The sequence below is a fragment of the Pseudomonas sp. HOU2 genome (assembly GCF_040729435.1).
GTDB lineage: Bacteria > Pseudomonadota > Gammaproteobacteria > Pseudomonadales > Pseudomonadaceae > Aquipseudomonas.
Map to the genome: position 1 here is coordinate 3,296,293 of NZ_CP160398.1, position 17,989 is coordinate 3,314,281.

General features: G+C 59.4%; 16 protein-coding genes. 9 read left to right on the plus strand and 7 right to left on the minus strand.

All coding sequences use genetic code 11. The features are described from left to right. Nucleotides 1-175: 175 nt before the first annotated feature. From dnaA to ABV589_RS14900, 5 genes are all read left to right on the plus strand, one after another. Nucleotides 176-1,699 carry a chromosomal replication initiator protein DnaA gene (dnaA, locus tag ABV589_RS14880; protein ID WP_367082210.1) on the plus strand — a complete coding sequence of 508 codons (1,524 nt, stop codon included), beginning with the start codon at nt 176-178 and terminating at the stop codon, nt 1,697-1,699. Nucleotides 1,700-1,738: 39 nt separating this feature from the next. After that, entirely contained in the window at nt 1,739-2,842 is a 1,104-nt protein-coding gene (gene dnaN / locus ABV589_RS14885; RefSeq protein WP_003220202.1) for a DNA polymerase III subunit beta, read from the plus strand. 14 nt (nt 2,843-2,856) lie between these two features. After that, nucleotides 2,857-3,960 (plus strand): DNA replication/repair protein RecF, encoded by a 1,104-nt coding sequence (gene recF, locus ABV589_RS14890; protein ID WP_003220208.1) that lies wholly within the window; start codon nt 2,857-2,859, stop codon nt 3,958-3,960. Between the two features lie 5 nt (nt 3,961-3,965). Continuing rightward, nucleotides 3,966-6,383, plus strand: coding sequence for a DNA topoisomerase (ATP-hydrolyzing) subunit B (gyrB, locus tag ABV589_RS14895; protein WP_007960764.1), 2,418 nt, complete (start codon nt 3,966-3,968; stop codon nt 6,381-6,383). Between the two features lie 234 nt (nt 6,384-6,617). After that, a complete protein-coding gene (locus ABV589_RS14900; protein ID WP_007960762.1) occupies nt 6,618-7,136 on the plus strand; it encodes an Hcp family type VI secretion system effector in 519 nt (172 codons plus the stop codon). Nucleotides 7,137-7,183: 47 nt separating this feature from the next. Here ABV589_RS14900 and ABV589_RS14905 read toward each other — a convergent pair whose 3' ends face one another. Next, a complete protein-coding gene (locus ABV589_RS14905; protein ID WP_367082213.1) occupies nt 7,184-7,921 on the minus strand; it encodes a response regulator transcription factor in 738 nt (245 codons plus the stop codon). Nucleotides 7,922-8,089: 168 nt separating this feature from the next. Between ABV589_RS14905 and ABV589_RS14910 the strand changes: the two genes are divergently transcribed. Then, on the plus strand, nt 8,090-9,622 hold the full coding sequence (locus tag ABV589_RS14910) for an ATP-binding protein (protein WP_367082215.1): 1,533 nt from the start codon (nt 8,090-8,092) through the stop codon (nt 9,620-9,622). A gap of 168 nt (nt 9,623-9,790) precedes the next feature. On the opposite strand, the gene ABV589_RS14915 is transcribed toward ABV589_RS14910, so the two are convergent. From ABV589_RS14915 to glyQ, 4 genes are all read right to left on the minus strand, one after another. Next, complete coding sequence (locus tag ABV589_RS14915; RefSeq protein ID WP_367082216.1) at nt 9,791-10,570, minus strand: lysophospholipid acyltransferase family protein; 780 nt, start codon at nt 10,568-10,570, stop codon at nt 9,791-9,793. Between the two features lie 82 nt (nt 10,571-10,652). Beyond that, the gene (gmhB, locus tag ABV589_RS14920) at nt 10,653-11,192 is read right to left on the minus strand and encodes a D-glycero-beta-D-manno-heptose 1,7-bisphosphate 7-phosphatase (RefSeq protein ID WP_367086204.1); all 540 of its coding nucleotides are present in this window, start codon (nt 11,190-11,192) and stop codon (nt 10,653-10,655) included. A 4-nt stretch (nt 11,193-11,196) separates the two neighbouring features. Continuing rightward, nucleotides 11,197-13,251, minus strand: a complete 2,055-nt coding sequence (glyS, locus tag ABV589_RS14925; RefSeq protein WP_367082217.1) for a glycine--tRNA ligase subunit beta — start codon at nt 13,249-13,251, stop codon at nt 11,197-11,199. After that, a complete protein-coding gene (gene glyQ / locus ABV589_RS14930) occupies nt 13,248-14,201 on the minus strand; it encodes a glycine--tRNA ligase subunit alpha (RefSeq protein ID WP_003187265.1) in 954 nt (317 codons plus the stop codon). The genes glyS and glyQ overlap by 4 nt, the downstream gene beginning before the upstream one ends. Before the next feature lie 81 nt (nt 14,202-14,282). On the opposite strand from glyQ, the gene ABV589_RS14935 reads away from it, so the two are divergent. The 3 genes from ABV589_RS14935 to ABV589_RS14945 all read left to right on the plus strand — a co-directional run bounded on the left by ABV589_RS14935 (nt 14,283) and on the right by ABV589_RS14945 (nt 16,118). Beyond that, nucleotides 14,283-14,840, plus strand: coding sequence for a DNA-3-methyladenine glycosylase I (locus tag ABV589_RS14935; protein ID WP_098966431.1), 558 nt, complete (start codon nt 14,283-14,285; stop codon nt 14,838-14,840). Nucleotides 14,841-14,880: 40 nt separating this feature from the next. Beyond that, nucleotides 14,881-15,768: a lysophospholipid acyltransferase gene (locus ABV589_RS14940; RefSeq protein ID WP_003220227.1), complete on the plus strand. Its 888-nt coding sequence runs from the start codon at nt 14,881-14,883 to the stop codon at nt 15,766-15,768. Between the two features lie 110 nt (nt 15,769-15,878). Further along, nucleotides 15,879-16,118 carry a PilZ domain-containing protein gene (locus ABV589_RS14945; protein WP_367082219.1) on the plus strand — a complete coding sequence of 80 codons (240 nt, stop codon included), beginning with the start codon at nt 15,879-15,881 and terminating at the stop codon, nt 16,116-16,118. Nucleotide 16,119: 1 nt separating this feature from the next. Here the strand turns inward: ABV589_RS14945 and ABV589_RS14950 are convergent, their stop codons facing one another. Beyond that, nucleotides 16,120-16,434, minus strand: coding sequence for a tetratricopeptide repeat protein (locus tag ABV589_RS14950; protein ID WP_367082221.1), 315 nt, complete (start codon nt 16,432-16,434; stop codon nt 16,120-16,122). A gap of 167 nt (nt 16,435-16,601) precedes the next feature. Next, a complete protein-coding gene (gene trkA / locus ABV589_RS14955) occupies nt 16,602-17,978 on the minus strand; it encodes a Trk system potassium transporter TrkA (protein WP_367082223.1) in 1,377 nt (458 codons plus the stop codon). Nucleotides 17,979-17,989: the final 11 nt, after the last annotated feature.

Below are 17,989 nucleotides of genomic sequence, written 5' to 3' on the forward strand. Positions count from 1 at the left end.
GCCCTCAGAGGCGGTTATCCACAGAGCTTATGCACACGCCGTTGGTCGCCTTTTTACCGGTTAACGCATTGATTAATCATGGTCACCACACAACCTGCATGTGGATAAGTGGACAGCTCGCCGCTACAATGGCCGCTTGTTTTTGCCTCACCGGCTTTCAACTTAGGGGATATCCGTGTCAGTGGAACTTTGGCAGCAGTGCGTGGAGCTTTTGCGCGAGGAGCTGCCTGCCCAACAATTCAACACCTGGATCCGTCCACTACAGGTCGAAGCCGAAGGCGACGAGTTGCGCGTCTACGCACCGAACCGTTTTGTGCTGGACTGGGTCAACGAAAAGTACCTCGGTCGCGTCCTTGAACTGCTGGATGAGCACGGCAACGGCATGGCGCCAGCTCTTTCCTTATTAATAGGCAGCAAACGCAGTTCGGCACCGCGTGCCGCGCCGAATGCGCCGTTGGCCGCTGCGCAGGTGTCCCAGGCTCAGGCCAATACCGCGCCGGCCAGTACGCCAGCGCCCGCTCCAAGTGCGGCCCCGGCCAAGCGCTCGACGCAGAAAACCGAGGAAGTCAGTGAAGAGCCGTCCCGCGACAGCTTTGACCCGATGGCCGGTGCGGCCTCGCAACAGGCCCCGGTTCGCGCCGAACAGCGCACCGTTCAGGTCGAAGGCGCGCTCAAGCACACCAGTTACCTGAACCGTACCTTCACCTTCGAGAATTTCGTCGAAGGCAAGTCCAACCAGCTCGCCCGCGCGGCGGCCTGGCAGGTGGCGGACAATCCCAAGCACGGCTACAACCCGCTGTTCCTTTATGGCGGCGTCGGCTTGGGTAAAACCCACTTGATGCACGCAGTGGGTAATCATCTATTAAAGAAGAACCCGAATGCCAAGGTCGTGTACCTGCATTCCGAGCGCTTCGTGGCCGACATGGTCAAGGCGTTGCAGCTGAACGCGATCAACGAGTTCAAGCGTTTCTACCGTTCGGTGGACGCTCTGCTGATCGACGATATTCAGTTCTTCGCCCGTAAAGAGCGTTCCCAGGAAGAGTTTTTCCACACCTTCAACGCCCTGCTTGAAGGGGGCCAGCAGGTCATTCTCACCAGTGACCGCTACCCTAAAGAAATCGAAGGCCTTGAAGAGCGCCTCAAATCCCGCTTCGGCTGGGGCCTGACGGTTGCCGTCGAGCCGCCGGAGCTGGAAACCCGCGTGGCGATCTTGATGAAGAAGGCCGACCAGGCCAAAGTCGAGTTGCCTCACGACGCGGCGTTCTTCATTGCCCAGCGAATTCGTTCCAACGTCCGTGAGCTGGAAGGCGCGCTGAAACGCGTGATCGCCCACTCGCACTTCATGGGCCGCGACATCACCATCGAGTTGATCCGCGAATCCCTGAAAGACTTGTTGGCACTGCAGGACAAACTGGTCTCTGTGGATAACATTCAGCGCACCGTCGCCGAGTACTACAAGATCAAGATTTCCGACCTGCTGTCCAAGCGCCGTTCGCGCTCGGTGGCTCGTCCGCGTCAGGTGGCCATGGCGCTGTCCAAGGAGCTGACCAACCATAGCCTGCCGGAAATCGGCGATGTGTTTGGTGGTCGTGACCACACGACGGTGTTGCACGCCTGCCGCAAGATCAACGAACTTAAGGAATCCGACGCGGACATCCGCGAGGACTACAAGAACCTGCTGCGTACACTGACCACTTGATGAACACCAGCGCAGCTTATTAAGGCAAGGGACTAGACCATGCATTTCACCATTCAACGCGAAGCCCTGTTGAAACCCCTGCAACTGGTCGCAGGCGTCGTCGAGCGCCGACAGACCTTGCCGGTACTGTCCAACGTGCTGCTGGTCGTCGATGGCCAGCAACTGTCGCTGACCGGTACCGACCTGGAAGTCGAACTGGTCGGTCGCGTGCAACTCGAAGAGCCGGCCGAAACCGGTTCCATTACCGTGCCTGCGCGCAAGCTGATGGACATCTGCAAGAGCCTGCCCAACGACGCGCTGATCGACATCAAGGTCGACGAGCAGAAGCTGGTCGTGAAGGCCGGTCGCAGCCGTTTCACCCTGTCGACCCTGCCGGCCAACGATTTCCCGACGGTTGAAGAAGGCCCGGGTTCCCTGACCTGCAGCCTGGAGCAAAGCAAACTGCGTCGTCTGATCGAACGCACCAGCTTCGCCATGGCCCAGCAGGACGTGCGCTACTACCTCAACGGCATGCTCCTGGAAGTCTCGGCCGGTGTGATCCGCGCCGTGGCTACCGACGGTCACCGTCTGGCCATGTGCTCGATGCAGGCCGATATCGGTCAGCCGGATCGTCACCAGGTGATCGTGCCGCGCAAAGGCATTCTGGAACTGGCGCGGCTGCTCACCGAGCCGGATGGCAACGTCAGCATCGTTCTGGGTCAGCACCACATCCGCGCCACCACCGGCGAATTCACCTTCACCTCGAAGCTGGTCGACGGCAAGTTCCCGGACTATGAGCGCGTTCTGCCGAAGGGTGGCGACAAGCTGGTACTGGGCGATCGTCAGGCCCTGCGTGAAGCGTTCAGCCGTACTGCGATCCTGTCCAACGAGAAATACCGCGGCATCCGTCTGCAACTGGCCAACGGTCAGTTGAAGATCCAGGCCAACAACCCGGAGCAGGAAGAAGCGGAAGAAGAAGTGGGCGTTGAATACAACGGCGGTTCGCTGGAAATCGGCTTCAACGTGAGCTACCTGCTCGACGTGCTGGGCGTGATGACCACCGAACAGGTTCGCCTGATCCTGTCCGACTCCAACAGCAGTGCGCTGGTGCAAGAGTCCGACAATGACGACTCGGCTTATGTTGTCATGCCGATGCGTCTGTAATCAGCTGATTCTGGATGTCCTTAAGTCGTGTTTCGGTCACCGCGGTGCGCAATCTGCACCCGGTGACCTTCTCCCCCTCCCCCCGCATCAACATTCTTTACGGCGCCAACGGCAGCGGCAAAACCAGTGTTCTGGAAGCCATTCATCTGCTGGGGCTTGCCCGTTCGTTTCGTAGCACGCGGCTGTTGCCGGTCATCCAGTACGAGCAACTCGCCTGTACCGTATTCGGACAGGTCGAATTGGCCGAGGGTGGTCACAGTGCACTGGGGATATCTCGCGACCGTCAGGGCGAGTTCCAGATCCGCATCGACGGGCAGAACGCCCGCAGCGCTGCGCAACTGGCCGAGATCCTGCCGTTGCAACTGATCAACCCCGACAGCTTCCGCCTGCTCGAAGGTGCGCCGAAGATTCGCCGGCAGTTTCTCGATTGGGGTGTGTTCCACGTCGAACCGCGTTTCATGGCGACTTGGCAGCGTTTGCAGAAGGCCTTGCGCCAGAGAAACTCCTGGCTGCGGCATGGTACACTTGACGCCGTTTCGCAAGCGGTTTGGGACAGGGAACTGTGCCAGGCCAGCGCTGAAATCGATGAATACCGCCGCGCTTACATCAAAGCCTTGAAACCAGTCTTTGAACAAACCTTGAGCGAACTGGTTGAGCTTGAAGGTTTGACGCTCAGCTATTACCGAGGCTGGGACAAGGACCGCGAATTGAGTGCCGTATTGGCTGGGTCCGTGCAACGGGACCAGCAAATGGGTCATACCCAGGCCGGACCGCAACGCGCTGACTTGCGCCTTAGATTGGGCGCGCACAACGCCGCGGACATCTTGTCCCGGGGTCAGCAGAAGTTGGTGGTCTGTGCCTTGCGAATTGCCCAAGGGCATCTGGTGAGCCAGGCCCGACGCGGCCAGTGTATTTATCTGGTGGATGACTTGCCGTCCGAGCTGGACGAGAGCCACCGTCGCGCGCTGTGCCGCTTGCTGGAAGACTTACGCTGCCAGGTTTTCATCACCTGTGTAGATCACGAATTATTGAGGGAAGGCTGGCAGACGGAAACGCCAGTCGCTCTGTTCCACGTGGAACAGGGCCGTATCACCCAGACCCACGACCATCGGGAGTGAAGGCATTGAGCGAAGAAAATACGTACGACTCAACGAGCATTAAAGTGCTGAAAGGCCTGGATGCCGTACGCAAACGTCCCGGTATGTACATTGGTGACACCGACGATGGCAGCGGTCTGCACCACATGGTGTTCGAGGTGGTCGACAACTCGATCGACGAAGCCCTCGCCGGCCATTGCGACGACATCAGCATCATCATCCACCCGGATGAGTCCATCACCGTTAAAGACAACGGCCGTGGCATCCCGGTAGACGTGCACAAAGAGGAAGGCGTTTCCGCCGCCGAGGTCATCATGACCGTCCTCCACGCTGGCGGTAAGTTCGACGACAACTCCTACAAGGTATCCGGCGGTCTGCACGGTGTAGGTGTGTCGGTAGTGAACGCACTGTCCGAAGAGCTGGTACTGACCGTACGCCGCAGCGGCAAGATCTGGGAACAGACCTACGTCCACGGTGTACCTCAGGCACCGATGGCCATCGTCGGCGACAGCGAAACCACCGGTACCCAGATCCACTTCAAGGCTTCCAGCGAAACCTTCAAGAACATTCACTTCAGCTGGGACATCCTGGCCAAGCGCATTCGTGAACTGTCCTTCCTCAACTCCGGTGTCGGCATCGTCCTCAAGGATGAGCGCAGCGGCAAGGAGGAGCTGTTCAAGTACGAAGGCGGCCTGCGTGCGTTCGTTGAATACCTGAACACCAACAAGACTGCGGTCAACCAGGTGTTCCACTTCAACATCCAGCGTGAAGACGGCATCGGCGTGGAAATCGCCCTGCAGTGGAACGACAGCTTCAACGAGAACCTGTTGTGCTTCACCAACAACATTCCACAGCGCGACGGCGGTACTCACCTGGTGGGTTTCCGTTCCGCACTGACGCGTAACCTGAACAACTATATCGAGCAGGAAGGTCTGGCGAAGAAGCACAAAGTCGCGACTACCGGTGACGATGCCCGCGAAGGTCTGACCGCGATCATCTCGGTGAAAGTGCCGGATCCGAAGTTCAGCTCGCAGACCAAAGACAAGCTGGTGTCTTCCGAAGTGAAGACCGCGGTCGAGCAGGAGATGGGCAAGTACTTCTCCGACTTCCTTTTGGAAAACCCGAACGAAGCCAAGCTGGTCGTCGGCAAGATGATCGACGCGGCCCGTGCCCGTGAAGCGGCGCGCAAGGCCCGTGAGATGACCCGCCGCAAAGGCGCGCTGGACATCGCCGGCCTGCCGGGCAAGCTCGCTGACTGCCAGGAAAAAGATCCTGCGCTGTCCGAACTGTACCTTGTGGAAGGTGACTCCGCGGGCGGCTCTGCCAAGCAGGGACGTAACCGCAAGACCCAGGCGATCCTGCCGTTGAAGGGCAAGATCCTCAACGTCGAGAAAGCCCGTTTCGACAAGATGATCTCGTCCCAGGAAGTGGGCACGCTGATCACCGCGCTGGGCTGCGGTATCGGTCGCGAAGAGTACAACATCGACAAGCTGCGCTATCACAACATCATCATCATGACCGATGCTGACGTCGACGGTTCGCACATCCGTACCCTGCTGCTGACCTTCTTCTTCCGTCAGTTGCCGGAGCTGATCGAACGCGGCTATATCTACATCGCCCAGCCGCCGCTGTACAAGGTCAAGAAAGGCAAGCAAGAGCAATACATCAAAGACGACGACGCCATGGAAGAGTACATGACGCAGTCGGCCCTGGAAGATGCGAGCCTGCACCTGAACGAAGAGGCCCCGGGCATTTCCGGTGAAGCGCTGGAGCGTCTGGTGAACGACTTCCGCATGGTGATGAAGACCCTCAAGCGTCTGTCGCGCCTGTACCCGCAGGAGTTGACCGAACACTTCATCTACCTGCCGGCCGTGAGCCTGGAAATGCTCGGCGACCACGCCAAGATGCAGGACTGGCTGGCCCAGTACGAAGTGCGTCTGCGCACCGTCGAGAAGTCGGGCCTGGTCTACAAGGCCAGCCTGCGTGAAGACCGTGAACGTGGCGTGTGGCTGCCAGAGGTCGAGCTGATCTCTCACGGCCTGTCGAACTACGTCACCTTCAACCGCGACTTCTTCGGCAGCAACGACTACAAGACCGTCGTCACCCTCGGCGCTCAACTGAGCACCCTGCTCGACGAAGGCGCGTACATCCAGCGTGGCGAGCGCAAGAAAGCGGTCACCGAGTTCAAGGAAGCCCTCGACTGGCTGATGGCCGAAAGCACCAAACGCCACACCATCCAGCGCTACAAAGGTCTGGGCGAAATGAACCCGGATCAATTGTGGGAAACCACCATGGACCCAAGCGTGCGTCGCATGCTGAAAGTCACCATCGAAGACGCCATTGGCGCGGACCAGATCTTCAACACCCTGATGGGTGATGCGGTCGAACCTCGCCGTGACTTCATCGAAAGCAACGCTCTGGCGGTTTCGAATCTGGATTTCTGATCCATCGTCCCATCGCTAACGCACGAAAAAAAAGCCAGCGCTATGCGCTGGCTTTTTTTTGGTTCTTTCTTGTTGGATTAAATCCTGCAAATTTTAAGACTATCCCTTCGTAGAGGAGAGACTCTTCCTACATATATCTGGATCGGTTCTATTTATCTTACAGCCGCTTCGCTAACTGCCCTACGGCACAGGTGAAGCATTGTCAGTGTCTAGAATCAAACAGGGAACTTAGTTATGCCAACACCTGCGTATTTGACGATCAATGGTAATCGACAAGGTTTAATCAGTGCTGGAGCTTTTACAGCAGATTCAGTGGGTAATACCTACCAGGAAGGGCACGAAGATCAGATTTTGGTACAAGCTTTCAGCCATCAAATCATCATTCCACGTGACCCTCAATCCGGCCAACCCACCGGTCAGCGGGTGCATAAGCCGCTCATGGTTACCAAGGTTTTCGACAAGGCATCCCCGTTGATATTCAGCGCCTTGACCAGTGGCGAAGTCTTGGACAATTGTCATATTGCCTGGTATCGAACTTCCGCTTCAGGTAAACAAGAACATTTTTTCAGTATTGAATTGGTAGACGCCGTTATTGTGGAAGTGAATTCCAGAATGCCGAATTGCCAAGATATGAATATGGCGCACTTCACACAGTTGGAAGACGTACATTTCACGTATCGTAAAATCATCTGGACGCATGAAATTTGCGGCACGACGGGTTCAGATGACTGGCGTGCACCTTTGGTCAACTGACACTCTCGGGCTGCCAAATATCGACCAGTTTGACTGGTCGATTCACCTTACGACTGCATCATGCTGTCAGCAGCTGTCGCAGATACACTCTCCAACCGATACCCATACCCATAAATCGTCAGCAACTGCCAACCCCGATCCGCCGTCAGCCCCAGTTTGTTGCGCAGGCGGTAGATGTGCGTATCCAGCGGCCGCGACGAAGCGACTTCTTCGTGGGGCCAGAAGCGTTCGTATAAGTACTCTCGCGACAACGGCCGACCCAGGTTACTGAACAGGCAGCGCGCCAGGCGGTATTCACGCTCCGTCATGACCACGGCCTTGCCCTCGCGGGTGACGCTCAGTTCGGCGTCGTCGAAGGTCAGGTCATTGAAGCTCAGGACTTCGGCAGCGCTATTGCGTTGCTGGCTGTGCCGGCGCAGTACAGCGGCGACTCGGGCTTTCAGCTCGTTGGGGCGGAACGGTTTGCTGACGTAATCGTCGGCACCGGCGTTCAGCGCCTGGACGATATCGCTTTCGCCGTCGCGGCTGGTCAGCATGATAGCGGCGGGCGGCGACTCCATGTGTTCGCGGGTCCAGCGCAGCAGCGCCAGGCCGGTCAGGTCGGGCAGTTGCCAGTCGAGGATCAGCAGGTCGAAAGTGTCCCGGCGCAATTGGCGCAGCAGGTCCTCGCCCCGTTCAAAGCTGTGCAACGACCAAGGTTGATCTCCCTCCGCAGCCATTTGCTGCAGGGTTTGCTCGACCCGCCGCAGTTCGGCAGGTTCATCGTCCAGTATCGCAACGCGCATACGCGTGGGTTCCTTGTTGCTTGGGCAGTGGCCGGCAACCATAACGGTCTGGCCTGTGCGGTAAAAGTAAGCCGTCCATCATCGGTCGACGTCCGCTATGATTCTTCGGATCTACGTCCTCAGACCTGTGGTCCATGAAACCATTCACTGCCCACCTCCCTGTTTGCCATGAATAGCCCGCGTCGACGCGAAAGCCGCGAGCCGAGTCAGGTCCAGCGCCTGTTTCGACGGCTGGTGCGTGAGTGGGTGTGGATAAGTCTAGTGCTGTTGCCGCTGACTGCCTTGTTGTCGTATCGCGCGCAGATCAATCTGCACGACGTGGTACCGATTTGGAGTGCGTTGCTTTCGGTAGGGCTGGTAGCCTGCGTACTCGGATTGCTGCTGTGGCGCCCGCGCTGGGCGATCTGGGTAACATCGTGCGGTGTGGCTTGTGTGCTGCTGACCAGCGCCGGGCTGGCGGAAGTCAGGCACTGGTGGTCACCGACTCCAGCAGCGCTCGGCATGTTGTTCGGTTACCTGATCTGGAACTGGCGGCGCCTGAGCGTGGTGCTGACGTACTTTGGCTGGGAGCTGGCGCGACTGGACCGCGAGCCGAAAGTATTTCCGGAGCGCCGTCGTGCGCAATTCACCAGCGCTGATCAGCTGCAGGGCCAGATCATGGCACTGGAGCAAGCCATGAGCCGCACGCGCGATACTCGACGCTTCATTGCCGACGGTCTGGAATACCTGCCGGTGGCGACGCTGATCAGCGATCCCAAGGGGCAGATTCTGCTGGGAAACCGCAAGGCCCGCGTATTGTTCGATCATCCTCTGGTTGGCGACGACGTTCTCAAGCAACTGGCCCGCCTTGGTTACCCGGAGTTGTCCAAAGAACCACGCCCGGCGCTGTCGGACCTGACGCTGCTGGAGTTTCGCGATCACAAGGAACGCAGCTTGCGTCTGGAGCGCGCGGCATTGCTGCCGGTGGATGGCGATACTCCCATCGGCTGGCTGCTGAGCCTCACCGATCTGAGCGCCGAACGCGCCGCAGAAGAACAGCGCGGGGTCTTGCTGCGTTTTCTATCTCACGATCTGCGCGCCCCGCATTCGGCGATTTTGGCCCTGCTCGATGTGCATCGCCATCAAGCCGGAGCGGACTCACCGCTGTTCGAGCAGATCGAGCGCCAGGTACGCCGGGCGCTCGATCTGACTGACGGTTTCGTTCTGTTGGCGCGGGCCGAGTCTGAGGCTTACCAGTTCCAGCCCAGTCTGTTCGCGATGCTGGTACTGGACGTGCTGGATCAGGCGTTGCCCATCGCCCAGCAGAAAAGCATCAAGTTGCTTCATCAAATGGATGAACAATCCCAGGAGCGTCTGATCAACGCTGACCAAGGCCTGCTGACCCGCGCCTTGTTCAACCTGTTGGAAAACGCGGTCAAGTACAGCCCGCCTGATACAACGATCAAGTTGAACGTCAGTTGCCAGGGCGAGTGGCTGTGCTGTGAATTGACCGATCAGGGCAAAGGCATTGCCGCCGATGAGCTGCCGGATCTGTTCACCCAGTACCGGCGCTTTTCGTCGGCGCAGGGGATTGATGGCGTCGGGTTGGGGCTGTCGATGGTCAAGGCAGTGGTCGATCATCATGGCGGAATCATTGAGTGCCACAGCATCGTCGATCAAGGCACCACGTTCCGGCTGCAGCTACCGCTGATCGCCGAGTGAACAGGCACAAAAAAACCGGCTATATCAGCCGGTTTTTTTACTTCCGAAAAAAACTTATGCACCTTTTACGATGTTTTATGAGCTTGAGAAATATATAAGTAAATCAATCGGTTACTTTCGATATTCAGGCTTTTTCAACAAAACCGTACACAGGTTATCCACAAAATTTCAGACAGCTACATGATCGTTCGCGGCAGGTGCCTGCGGTGCCGGCGGCAGCGAACCCATTTCGCGCTGGGTCTGTTCGTTCCAGGCCTGTACCCGGTCGTTCAGTTCGGCAATGGCGCGCGGGCCAGTGCCTTCGGCATACATCGGCTTGCCGATGACCACGGTGATCACACCCGGCGTCTTGCCCCAGCCGATTTTTGGCCAGAATTTGCCGGCATTGTGTGCAATCGGCAGCACCGGAAGCGCCGCATTGACTGCCAACGCGCTGCCACTGCGCGAGAACTTGCCAATAGTGCCGTGGGGAACGCGGGTGCCTTCCGGGAAGATCAATACCCAGACATTGTCCTTAAGCAGCTCATCGCCTTTGGCCGCGACTTGCTTGAGCGCGGCTTTCGGGTTGTCGCGGTCAATCGCGATCGGCCGCAGCATGGCCATGGCCCAACCGAAGAACGGTACGTAGAGCAATTCACGCTTGAGCACTTGGCTCAAGGGCGAGAAATAAGCGGAGAGAAAGAACGTCTCCCAGGTGCTCTGGTGGTTCGACTGAATCACGCAGGGCCGATCCGGCACGTTTTCCGCGCCTTTGACTTCGTAACGAATGCCGAGAAACACCTTGGTCAACCACAAGGCACAACGGCACCAGTACACATTGATGAAACGATAACGCGCCTTGAACGGCAAAAAGGGCGCGATAAAAAAGCTCAGGCTGCACCACAGCAAGGCAGTAGTGCCCAGCAGCAGGTAAAAGAGAAAAATTCTGATGGCCTGCAGTATCGACATGGCGACGTTTACCGTTACGGGCAATGCCCGACTGTTCAAGCGCACTCCCGATCAATCCCTGGTCAGGAACTTCAGAAGTACTCTAGTTGTGGATAAGTTCTGCGGCAATCGCCGCCAGATCGTCAAAAATCAGGGTGCCGACCGGAAGGGTCTTGCCCAGAGTCTTTTCGCCTTTCCCGGTCTTTACCAAAACGGGCTGTGAATCGACGGCTTTGGCGGCCTCCAGGTCACCAAGGCTGTCGCCGACGAACCAGACATTCGTCAGCGCCACGTTGTAATGCGCCGCGATGGTTTGCAACATCCCCGGCTTCGGCTTGCGGCAATCGCAACCCTCGTCAGGCCCATGCGGGCAATACACGATCAGCCCGACTTCACCGCCCTGCTCTGCCACAAGCGTGCGCAAGCGCGCGTGCATGGCGTCGAGGGTGGCGAGGTCGTAATAGCCGCGAGCAATGCCCGACTGGTTGGTGGCGACCGCCACCGTCCAGCCGGCCTTGTTCAACTGCGCAATCGCTTCGATCGAGCCGGGCAGCGGAATCCACTCCTCCACCGACTTGATGTAAGCGTCGGAGTCGTAATTGATCACTCCGTCCCGATCGAGAATCAGCAGTTTCAACAGCAGTCCCTCAACCCAGCAACGAAATGTCGGCAACCCCGAGGAACAGGCCACGCAGACGCGCCAGCAGCGCGTAACGGTTGGCCCGCACATTGGCGTCTTCGGCATTGACCATCACCGCGTCGAAGAACGCGTCGACCGGCTCACGCAATGCTGCCAGACGCGCCAGCGATTCGTTGTACTGACGCGCTGCGGCCATTGGCTGCACCGCCTGATCCGCTTGCTGGATCGCCGAGTACAGCGAGAACTCGTTGGCGTTGTCGAAATACTTGGCCTGGACGTCGGTCGGCACCGAGCCTTCCACCTTGCTCAGCAGGTTCGACACACGCTTGTTGACTGCCGCCAGCGCTGCCGCTTCCGGCAATTTGCGGAAAGCCTGCACCGCTTGCACACGCTGGTCGAAGTCCAGCGCCGAACCCGGCTTCAGGGCACGTACCGACAGGTAGGTGGCGACATCCACGCCTTCGTCTTCGTAGCGTGCACGCAGACGGTCGAAGATGAATTCCAGCACCGCGTCGTTCAGACCGGCAGCCTTGACCTTGGCGCCGAACGCACTCACGGCGAACGCCACGGCGTCGTTCAGGTCCAGATCCAGTTGTTTCTCGATCAGGATCCGCAGCACGCCGAGGGCCGCACGGCGCAGGGCATACGGGTCCTTGCTGCCGGTTGGCAGCATGCCGATACCGAAGATGCCGACCAGGGTGTCGAGCTTGTCGGCGATTGCAACGGCTGCACCGGTCAGGGTCGCCGGCAGTTCAGCACCGGCACCGCGTGGCATGTATTGCTCGTTCAGCGCCAGCGCGACGTCTTCCGGCTCGCCGTCATTGAGGGCGTAGTAGTAACCGGCGACACCTTGCATCTCCGGGAACTCGCCGACCATTTCGGTGGCCAGGTCGCACTTCGACAGCAGGCCGGCACGGGCCGCCCACGAAGCGTTGCCGCCGATCCGCGCGGCAATGTAGGCCGCGAGTTTCGAAACGCGCTCGGCCTTGTCGTAGACGCTGCCGAGTTTTTCCTGGAACACCACGTTCTGCAGACGCAGGTTGAAGTCTTCGAGTTTCTGCTTCTTGTCTTGCTTGAAGAAGAACTCGGCGTCGGTCAGGCGTGGGCGAACCACTTTCTCGTTACCGGCGATGATCTGCTGCGGGTCTTTGGATTCGATGTTGGCGACGGTGATGAAACGCGGCAGCAACTTGCCGTCGGCATCCAGCAGGCAGAAGTACTTCTGGTTGTCCTGCATGGTGGTGATCAGCGCTTCCTGCGGCACGTCGAGGAAGCGTTCCTCGAACGAGCACACCAGCGGCACCGGCCATTCGACCAGCGCGGTCACTTCATCGAGTAGCGCCGGCGGCACGATCGCGGTGCCTTCCTGACGGGTCGCCAGTTCCTCGGTGCGTTTGCTGATGATCTCGCGACGCTCGTTGGCATCGGCCAGAACATAGGCAGCACGCAGGTCGGCCAGGTAGCTCGACGGCGAACCGATGCGCACGCTTTCCGGGTGATGGAAGCGGTGACCACGGGAGTCGCGGCCAGCCTTCTGCGCGAGGATGGTGCAGTCGATGACCTGGTCACCGAGCAGCATCACCAGCCATTGGGTCGGACGCACGAACTCTTCCTTGCGCGCACCCCAACGCATGCGTTTCGGGATCGGCAGGTCGTTCAGCGAATCTTCGACGATGGTCGGCAGCAGGCTGGCGGTCGGCTTGCCGGCGATGTTCTGGCTGTAACGCAGTTTTGGACCACTCTGGTCGATTTCGCTCAGCTCGACGCCGCACTTCTTGGCAAAGCCCAGGGCTGCCTGAGTCGGGTTGCCTTCGGCATCGAAGGCAGCCTGACGTGGCGGGCCGTCGAGGTTGATGCTGCGATCCGGCTGCTGGGTGGCCAGTGCAGTGATCAGTACGGCCAGACGCCGCGGTGCGGCGTAGACGGTTTTGCTTTCGTAGTTCAGGCCGGCAGCTTGCAGGCCCTTGTCGATACCGGCGAGGAACGCTTCAGCCAGGGTGTTCAGGGCTTTTGGCGGCAGTTCTTCGGTGCCCAGTTCAACCAGAAAATCTTGAGCACTCATTGTGCAGCCTCCAGCTTGGCCAGTACTTCGTCACGCAGGTCCGGGGTTGCCATCGGGAAGCCCAGCTTGGCGCGGGCCAGCAGGTAGGCTTGCGCAACGGAACGCGCCAAGGTGCGTACGCGCAGGATGTATTGCTGACGCGCGGTCACCGAGATCGCCCGGCGCGCATCCAGCAGGTTGAAGGTGTGCGAGGCCTTCAGGACCATTTCGTAGCTCGGCAACGGCAGCGGCTGGTCGAGTTCGATCAGGCGCTTGGCTTCGCTTTCGTAGAAGTCGAACAGTTCGAACAGTTTGTCGACGTTGGCGTGTTCGAAGTTGTAGGTGGACTGCTCCACCTCGTTCTGGTGGAACACGTCGCCGTAGGTCACCTTGCCGAACGGGCCGTCAGCCCAGACCAGGTCGTAGACCGAGTCCACGCCCTGCAGGTACATGGCCAGACGCTCGAGACCGTAAGTGATCTCGCCGGTCACCGGGTAGCACTCGATGCCGCCGGCCTGCTGGAAGTAGGTGAACTGAGTCACTTCCATGCCGTTCAGCCAGACTTCCCAGCCCAGACCCCAGGCGCCGAGGGTCGGCGATTCCCAGTTGTCTTCGACGAAGCGGATGTCGTGGACCAGCGGGTCCAGACCGACATGCTTGAGCGAGCCCAGGTACAGTTCCTGGAAGTTGTCCGGGTTCGGCTTCAGCACGACCTGGAACTGATAGTAGTGCTGCAGACGGTTCGGGTTTTCGCCGTAACGGCCGTCAGTCGGACGGCGGCTTGGCTGCACGTACGCGGCGTTCCAGGTTTCCGGGCCGATGGCGCGCAGGAAGGTCGCGGTGTGGAAAGTGCCGGCGCCTACTTCCATATCGTAGGGCTGAAGTACCACACAACCTTGCTCGGCCCAGTATTGCTGGAGCGCGAGGATCAAGTCTTGGAAGGTACGCACGGCTGGCGTAGGCTGGCTCACGAAATTCACCTGTTTCTTGGGCTGCGATTTAAAGAGCGGGAGTATACCCGATTCGTTGCTGCGCACGCCCCCTGGAGCCTTATGCCACGCTGCTTTTGGTGTACCGAAGATCCGCTGTACATGGCTTATCACGATCAGGAGTGGGGCACGCCGCTACGCGATGCGCAGGGTTTGTTCGAGTTGCTTTTGCTCGAAGGGTTCCAGGCCGGGCTGTCGTGGATCACCGTGCTGCGCAAACGCGAGCGCTACCGCGAGGTGTTGTACGGCTTCGACGTGCAGCGCGTGGCGCAGATGAGCGACGCCGAGATCGATGAACTGATGCTCGATCCGGGGATCATCCGCAACCGCCTCAAACTCAATGCCGCCCGACGCAATGCCCAGGCCTGGCTGGCGCTGGAGGACCCGGTAGCGTTCCTCTGGTCGTTCGTCGGCGGCCGACCAATCATCAATCATTTCAAGGATCGCAGCGAAGTCCCGGCGATCACCCCCGAAGCGCTGGCGATGAGCAAAGCCCTGAAAAAGGCCGGCTTCACGTTCGTCGGCCCGACCATTTGCTACGCACTGATGCAGGCTTCGGGCATGGTCATGGATCACACTCAGGACTGTGACCGCTACGCGCAGCTGGTCAACGGCGGTTAGAATGGCCGCCTCGCGCACAGCACAAAATCAGGAGTGACCTGTGGAAAAGTTTAAAGGCGCCTTGCTGGTAGGCGCTCTGCGGCTGTTTGCCCTGCTGCCATGGCGGGCCGTGCAGGCCGTGGGTTCGGCGATCGGCTGGATCATGTGGAAAACCCCCAACCGCTCCCGCGATGTGGTGCGGATCAACCTCGCCAAATGTTTTCCACAGATGGACCCGGCCGAGCGCGAGCGCCTGGTTGGCCAGAGCCTGAAAGACATCGGCAAATCCCTGACCGAAAGCGCCTGCGCGTGGATCTGGCCGGCGCAGCGCTCGATCGATCTGGTGCGCGAAGTCGAAGGCCTGGACATCCTCAAGGAGGCGCTGGCCTCGGGCAAAGGCGTGGTCGGCATCACCAGTCACCTGGGCAACTGGGAAGTGCTCAACCACTTCTATTGCAGCCAGTGCAAACCGATCATTTTCTACCGCCCGCCGAAGCTCAAGGCGGTGGATGAATTGCTGCGCAAGCAGCGCGTGCAACTGGGCAACAAGGTCGCCGCTTCCACCAAGGAAGGCATTCTCAGCGTCATCAAGGAAGTGCGCAAAGGTGGTGCAGTCGGCATTCCCGCTGACCCGGAACCGGCCGAATCCGCGGGGATCTTCGTGCCGTTCTTCGCCACTCAGGCACTGACCAGCAAATTCGTGCCGAACATGCTTGCCGGCGGCAAAGCGGTCGGGGTGTTCCTGCATGCCCTGCGCCTGCCGGACGGTTCCGGCTACAAAGTGATCCTCGAAGCAGCGCCAGAAGCCATGTACAGCACCGACACTGAGGAATCCTGCGCGGCCATGAGCAAAGTGGTCGAACGCTACGTTGCCGCCTATCCAAGCCAATACATGTGGAGCATGAAGCGCTTCAAGAAACGCCCACCGGGCGAAGCGCGCTGGTACTGAGCAAGTTGGCACACTCTGTGGATAACCCGTAGGAGCTGCCGCAGGCTGCGATCTTTTGATCTTGCTCCTGCGGCTTATCCACAACCCCGTTCATTCAAGGGCGCATAAAGATGTCCGAACAACGCAAATCCTTCCGCATCAAGATCACCCACGACAGCTTCGGCGAATGCCTGGGTCAGACGCGCAATCTGTCGGCCACCGGGGTGTATGTCCAGCATCCAGGCCTGGCTTCACTGCCCAAAGGCGCGGTGGTTTATGGCCAGGTCCAGGATTTACCCACCGGCGCGCCACGGGTGCGGATGGAAGTGGTGACGGTAGATGCCGAGGGCATCGGCCTGCGTTATCTCTAGCTTATTGCGCCTGACGGTCGAGCTTCTTCAGAAACACCGTCATTTCCTTTTCAGCCTGCTTGTCGCCATGGGCGCGGGCGGCTTCCAGACCTTGCTCCCACGCCTGCCGTGCGGCGGCGTGATCGCCGAGTGCGAGTTGCGCTTTGCCCAATAGCTTCCACGCCGCTGAGTACTTCGGATCGAAGTCGACGCAGCGCTGTAAATGCTCGGCGGCCTTGGCGTTCTCTCCCAAATCCAGATAACCCTTGCCCAGGCCAAAGCGCAGCAATGAGTTATCCACACCCTTGGCGAGCATTTTTTCCAGGGATTCGAGCATTGGTGGAGTCCTTTTCTAGTGCGTCAGAAAGATCTGCGGTGCCGCCATCGCTGGCAAGCCAGCTCCCACAAGGATCTCGGGTGCACATCACATTTGTGAACAACCGAAAAACCTGTGGGAGCTGGCTTGCCAGCGATGGGGCCAATGAAGGCACCGCTCATTCAGGATCAGAAAAAGCTGAGACCCACATGAAACAGCTTCTCCACATCGCGAATATGCTTTTTATCCACAAGGAACAGAATCACGTGGTCGCCGGTTTCGATCACCGTATCGTCGTGGGCGATGATCACTTCTTCGTTACGGATGATCGCGCCAATCGTGCTGCCCGGTGGCAGGCCGATTTTCTCGATCGGCCGGCCGATGACCTTGCTCGACTTTGCATCACCGTGGGCAATCGCCTCGATGGCCTCTGCCGCACCCCGGCGCAGTGAGTGTACGCTGACGATATCGCCACGCCGCACGTGAGCGAGCAAGGTGCCGATGGTCGCCAGTTGCGGGCTGATGGCGATGTCGATGTCGCCACCCTGGATCAGGTCGACGTAAGCCGGGTTGTTGATGATCGTCATTACCTTCTTCGCGCCCAGGCGCTTGGCCAGCAGGGACGACATGATGTTGGCTTCGTCATCGTTGGTCAGCGCAAGGAAGATGTCGGCGTCGGCGATGTTTTCCTCCAGCAGCAGATCACGGTCCGACGCACTGCCCTGCAGCACCACGGTGCTGTCGAGGGTGTCGGAGAGATAGCGGCAGCGCGCCGGGCTCATCTCGATGATCTTCACCTGGTAGCGGCTTTCGATGGCCTCGGCCAGACGCTCACCGATCTGTCCGCCACCGGCAATCACGATACGTTTGTAGGTTTCGTCGAGACGGCGCATTTCGCTCATCACTGCGCGAATATTCTCACGGGCGGCGATGAAGAAGACTTCGTCGTCAGCCTCGATCACCGTATCGCCCTGGGGCAGGATCGGCCGGTCGCGGCGGAAAATCGCGGCCACGCGGGTTTCGACATTCGGCATGTGTTCGCGCAACTGGCGCAGCTGCTGACCCACCAGCGGCCCGCCGTAATACGCGCGCACCGCGACAAGCTGCGCCTGTCCTTCGGCGAAGTCGATCACTTGCAGTGCGCCCGGATGCTGGATCAAACGCTTGATGTAGTTGGTCACCACCTGCTCGGGGCTGATCAGCACGTCGACCGGAATCGCTTCGTTCTGGAACAGCTGTTCTTCGCGATTGAGGTAGGACGCTTCGCGCACCCGGGCGATCTTGGTCGGGGTGTGGAACAAGGTGTGCGCGACCTGACAGGCGACCATGTTGGTCTCGTCGCTGTTGGTCACCGCCACCAGCATGTCGGCATCGTCGGCGCCGGCCTGACGCAGCACTGACGGCAGCGAACCCCGGCCCTGGATGGTGCGGATGTCGAGACGGTCGCCGAGGTCGCGCAGGCGGTCGCCGTCGGTGTCGACCACGGTGATGTCGTTGGCTTCGCTCGCCAAATGTTCGGCCAGCGAACCGCCGACCTGCCCCGCACCGAGGATGATGATTTTCATCCAGTCACTCC

Bases quoted from the DNA above. Each gene is read 5' to 3' on its own strand.
- dnaN (WP_003220202.1), top strand. From the start codon at position 1,739: ATGCATTTCACCATTCAACGCGAAGCCCTGTTGAAACCCCTGCAACTG.
- recF (WP_003220208.1), top strand. From the start codon at position 2,857: ATGTCCTTAAGTCGTGTTTCGGTCACCGCGGTGCGCAATCTGCACCCG.
- ABV589_RS14900 (WP_007960762.1), top strand. From the start codon at position 6,618: ATGCCAACACCTGCGTATTTGACGATCAATGGTAATCGACAAGGTTTA.
- ABV589_RS14905 (WP_367082213.1), bottom strand. From the start codon at position 7,921: ATGCGCGTTGCGATACTGGACGATGAACCTGCCGAACTGCGGCGGGTC.
- ABV589_RS14910 (WP_367082215.1), top strand. From the start codon at position 8,090: ATGAATAGCCCGCGTCGACGCGAAAGCCGCGAGCCGAGTCAGGTCCAG.
- ABV589_RS14915 (WP_367082216.1), bottom strand. From the start codon at position 10,570: ATGTCGATACTGCAGGCCATCAGAATTTTTCTCTTTTACCTGCTGCTG.
- glyS (WP_367082217.1), bottom strand. From the start codon at position 13,251: ATGAGTGCTCAAGATTTTCTGGTTGAACTGGGCACCGAAGAACTGCCG.
- ABV589_RS14935 (WP_098966431.1), top strand. From the start codon at position 14,283: ATGCCACGCTGCTTTTGGTGTACCGAAGATCCGCTGTACATGGCTTAT.
- ABV589_RS14945 (WP_367082219.1), top strand. From the start codon at position 15,879: ATGTCCGAACAACGCAAATCCTTCCGCATCAAGATCACCCACGACAGC.
- ABV589_RS14950 (WP_367082221.1), bottom strand. From the start codon at position 16,434: ATGCTCGAATCCCTGGAAAAAATGCTCGCCAAGGGTGTGGATAACTCA.
- trkA (WP_367082223.1), bottom strand. From the start codon at position 17,978: ATGAAAATCATCATCCTCGGTGCGGGGCAGGTCGGCGGTTCGCTGGCC.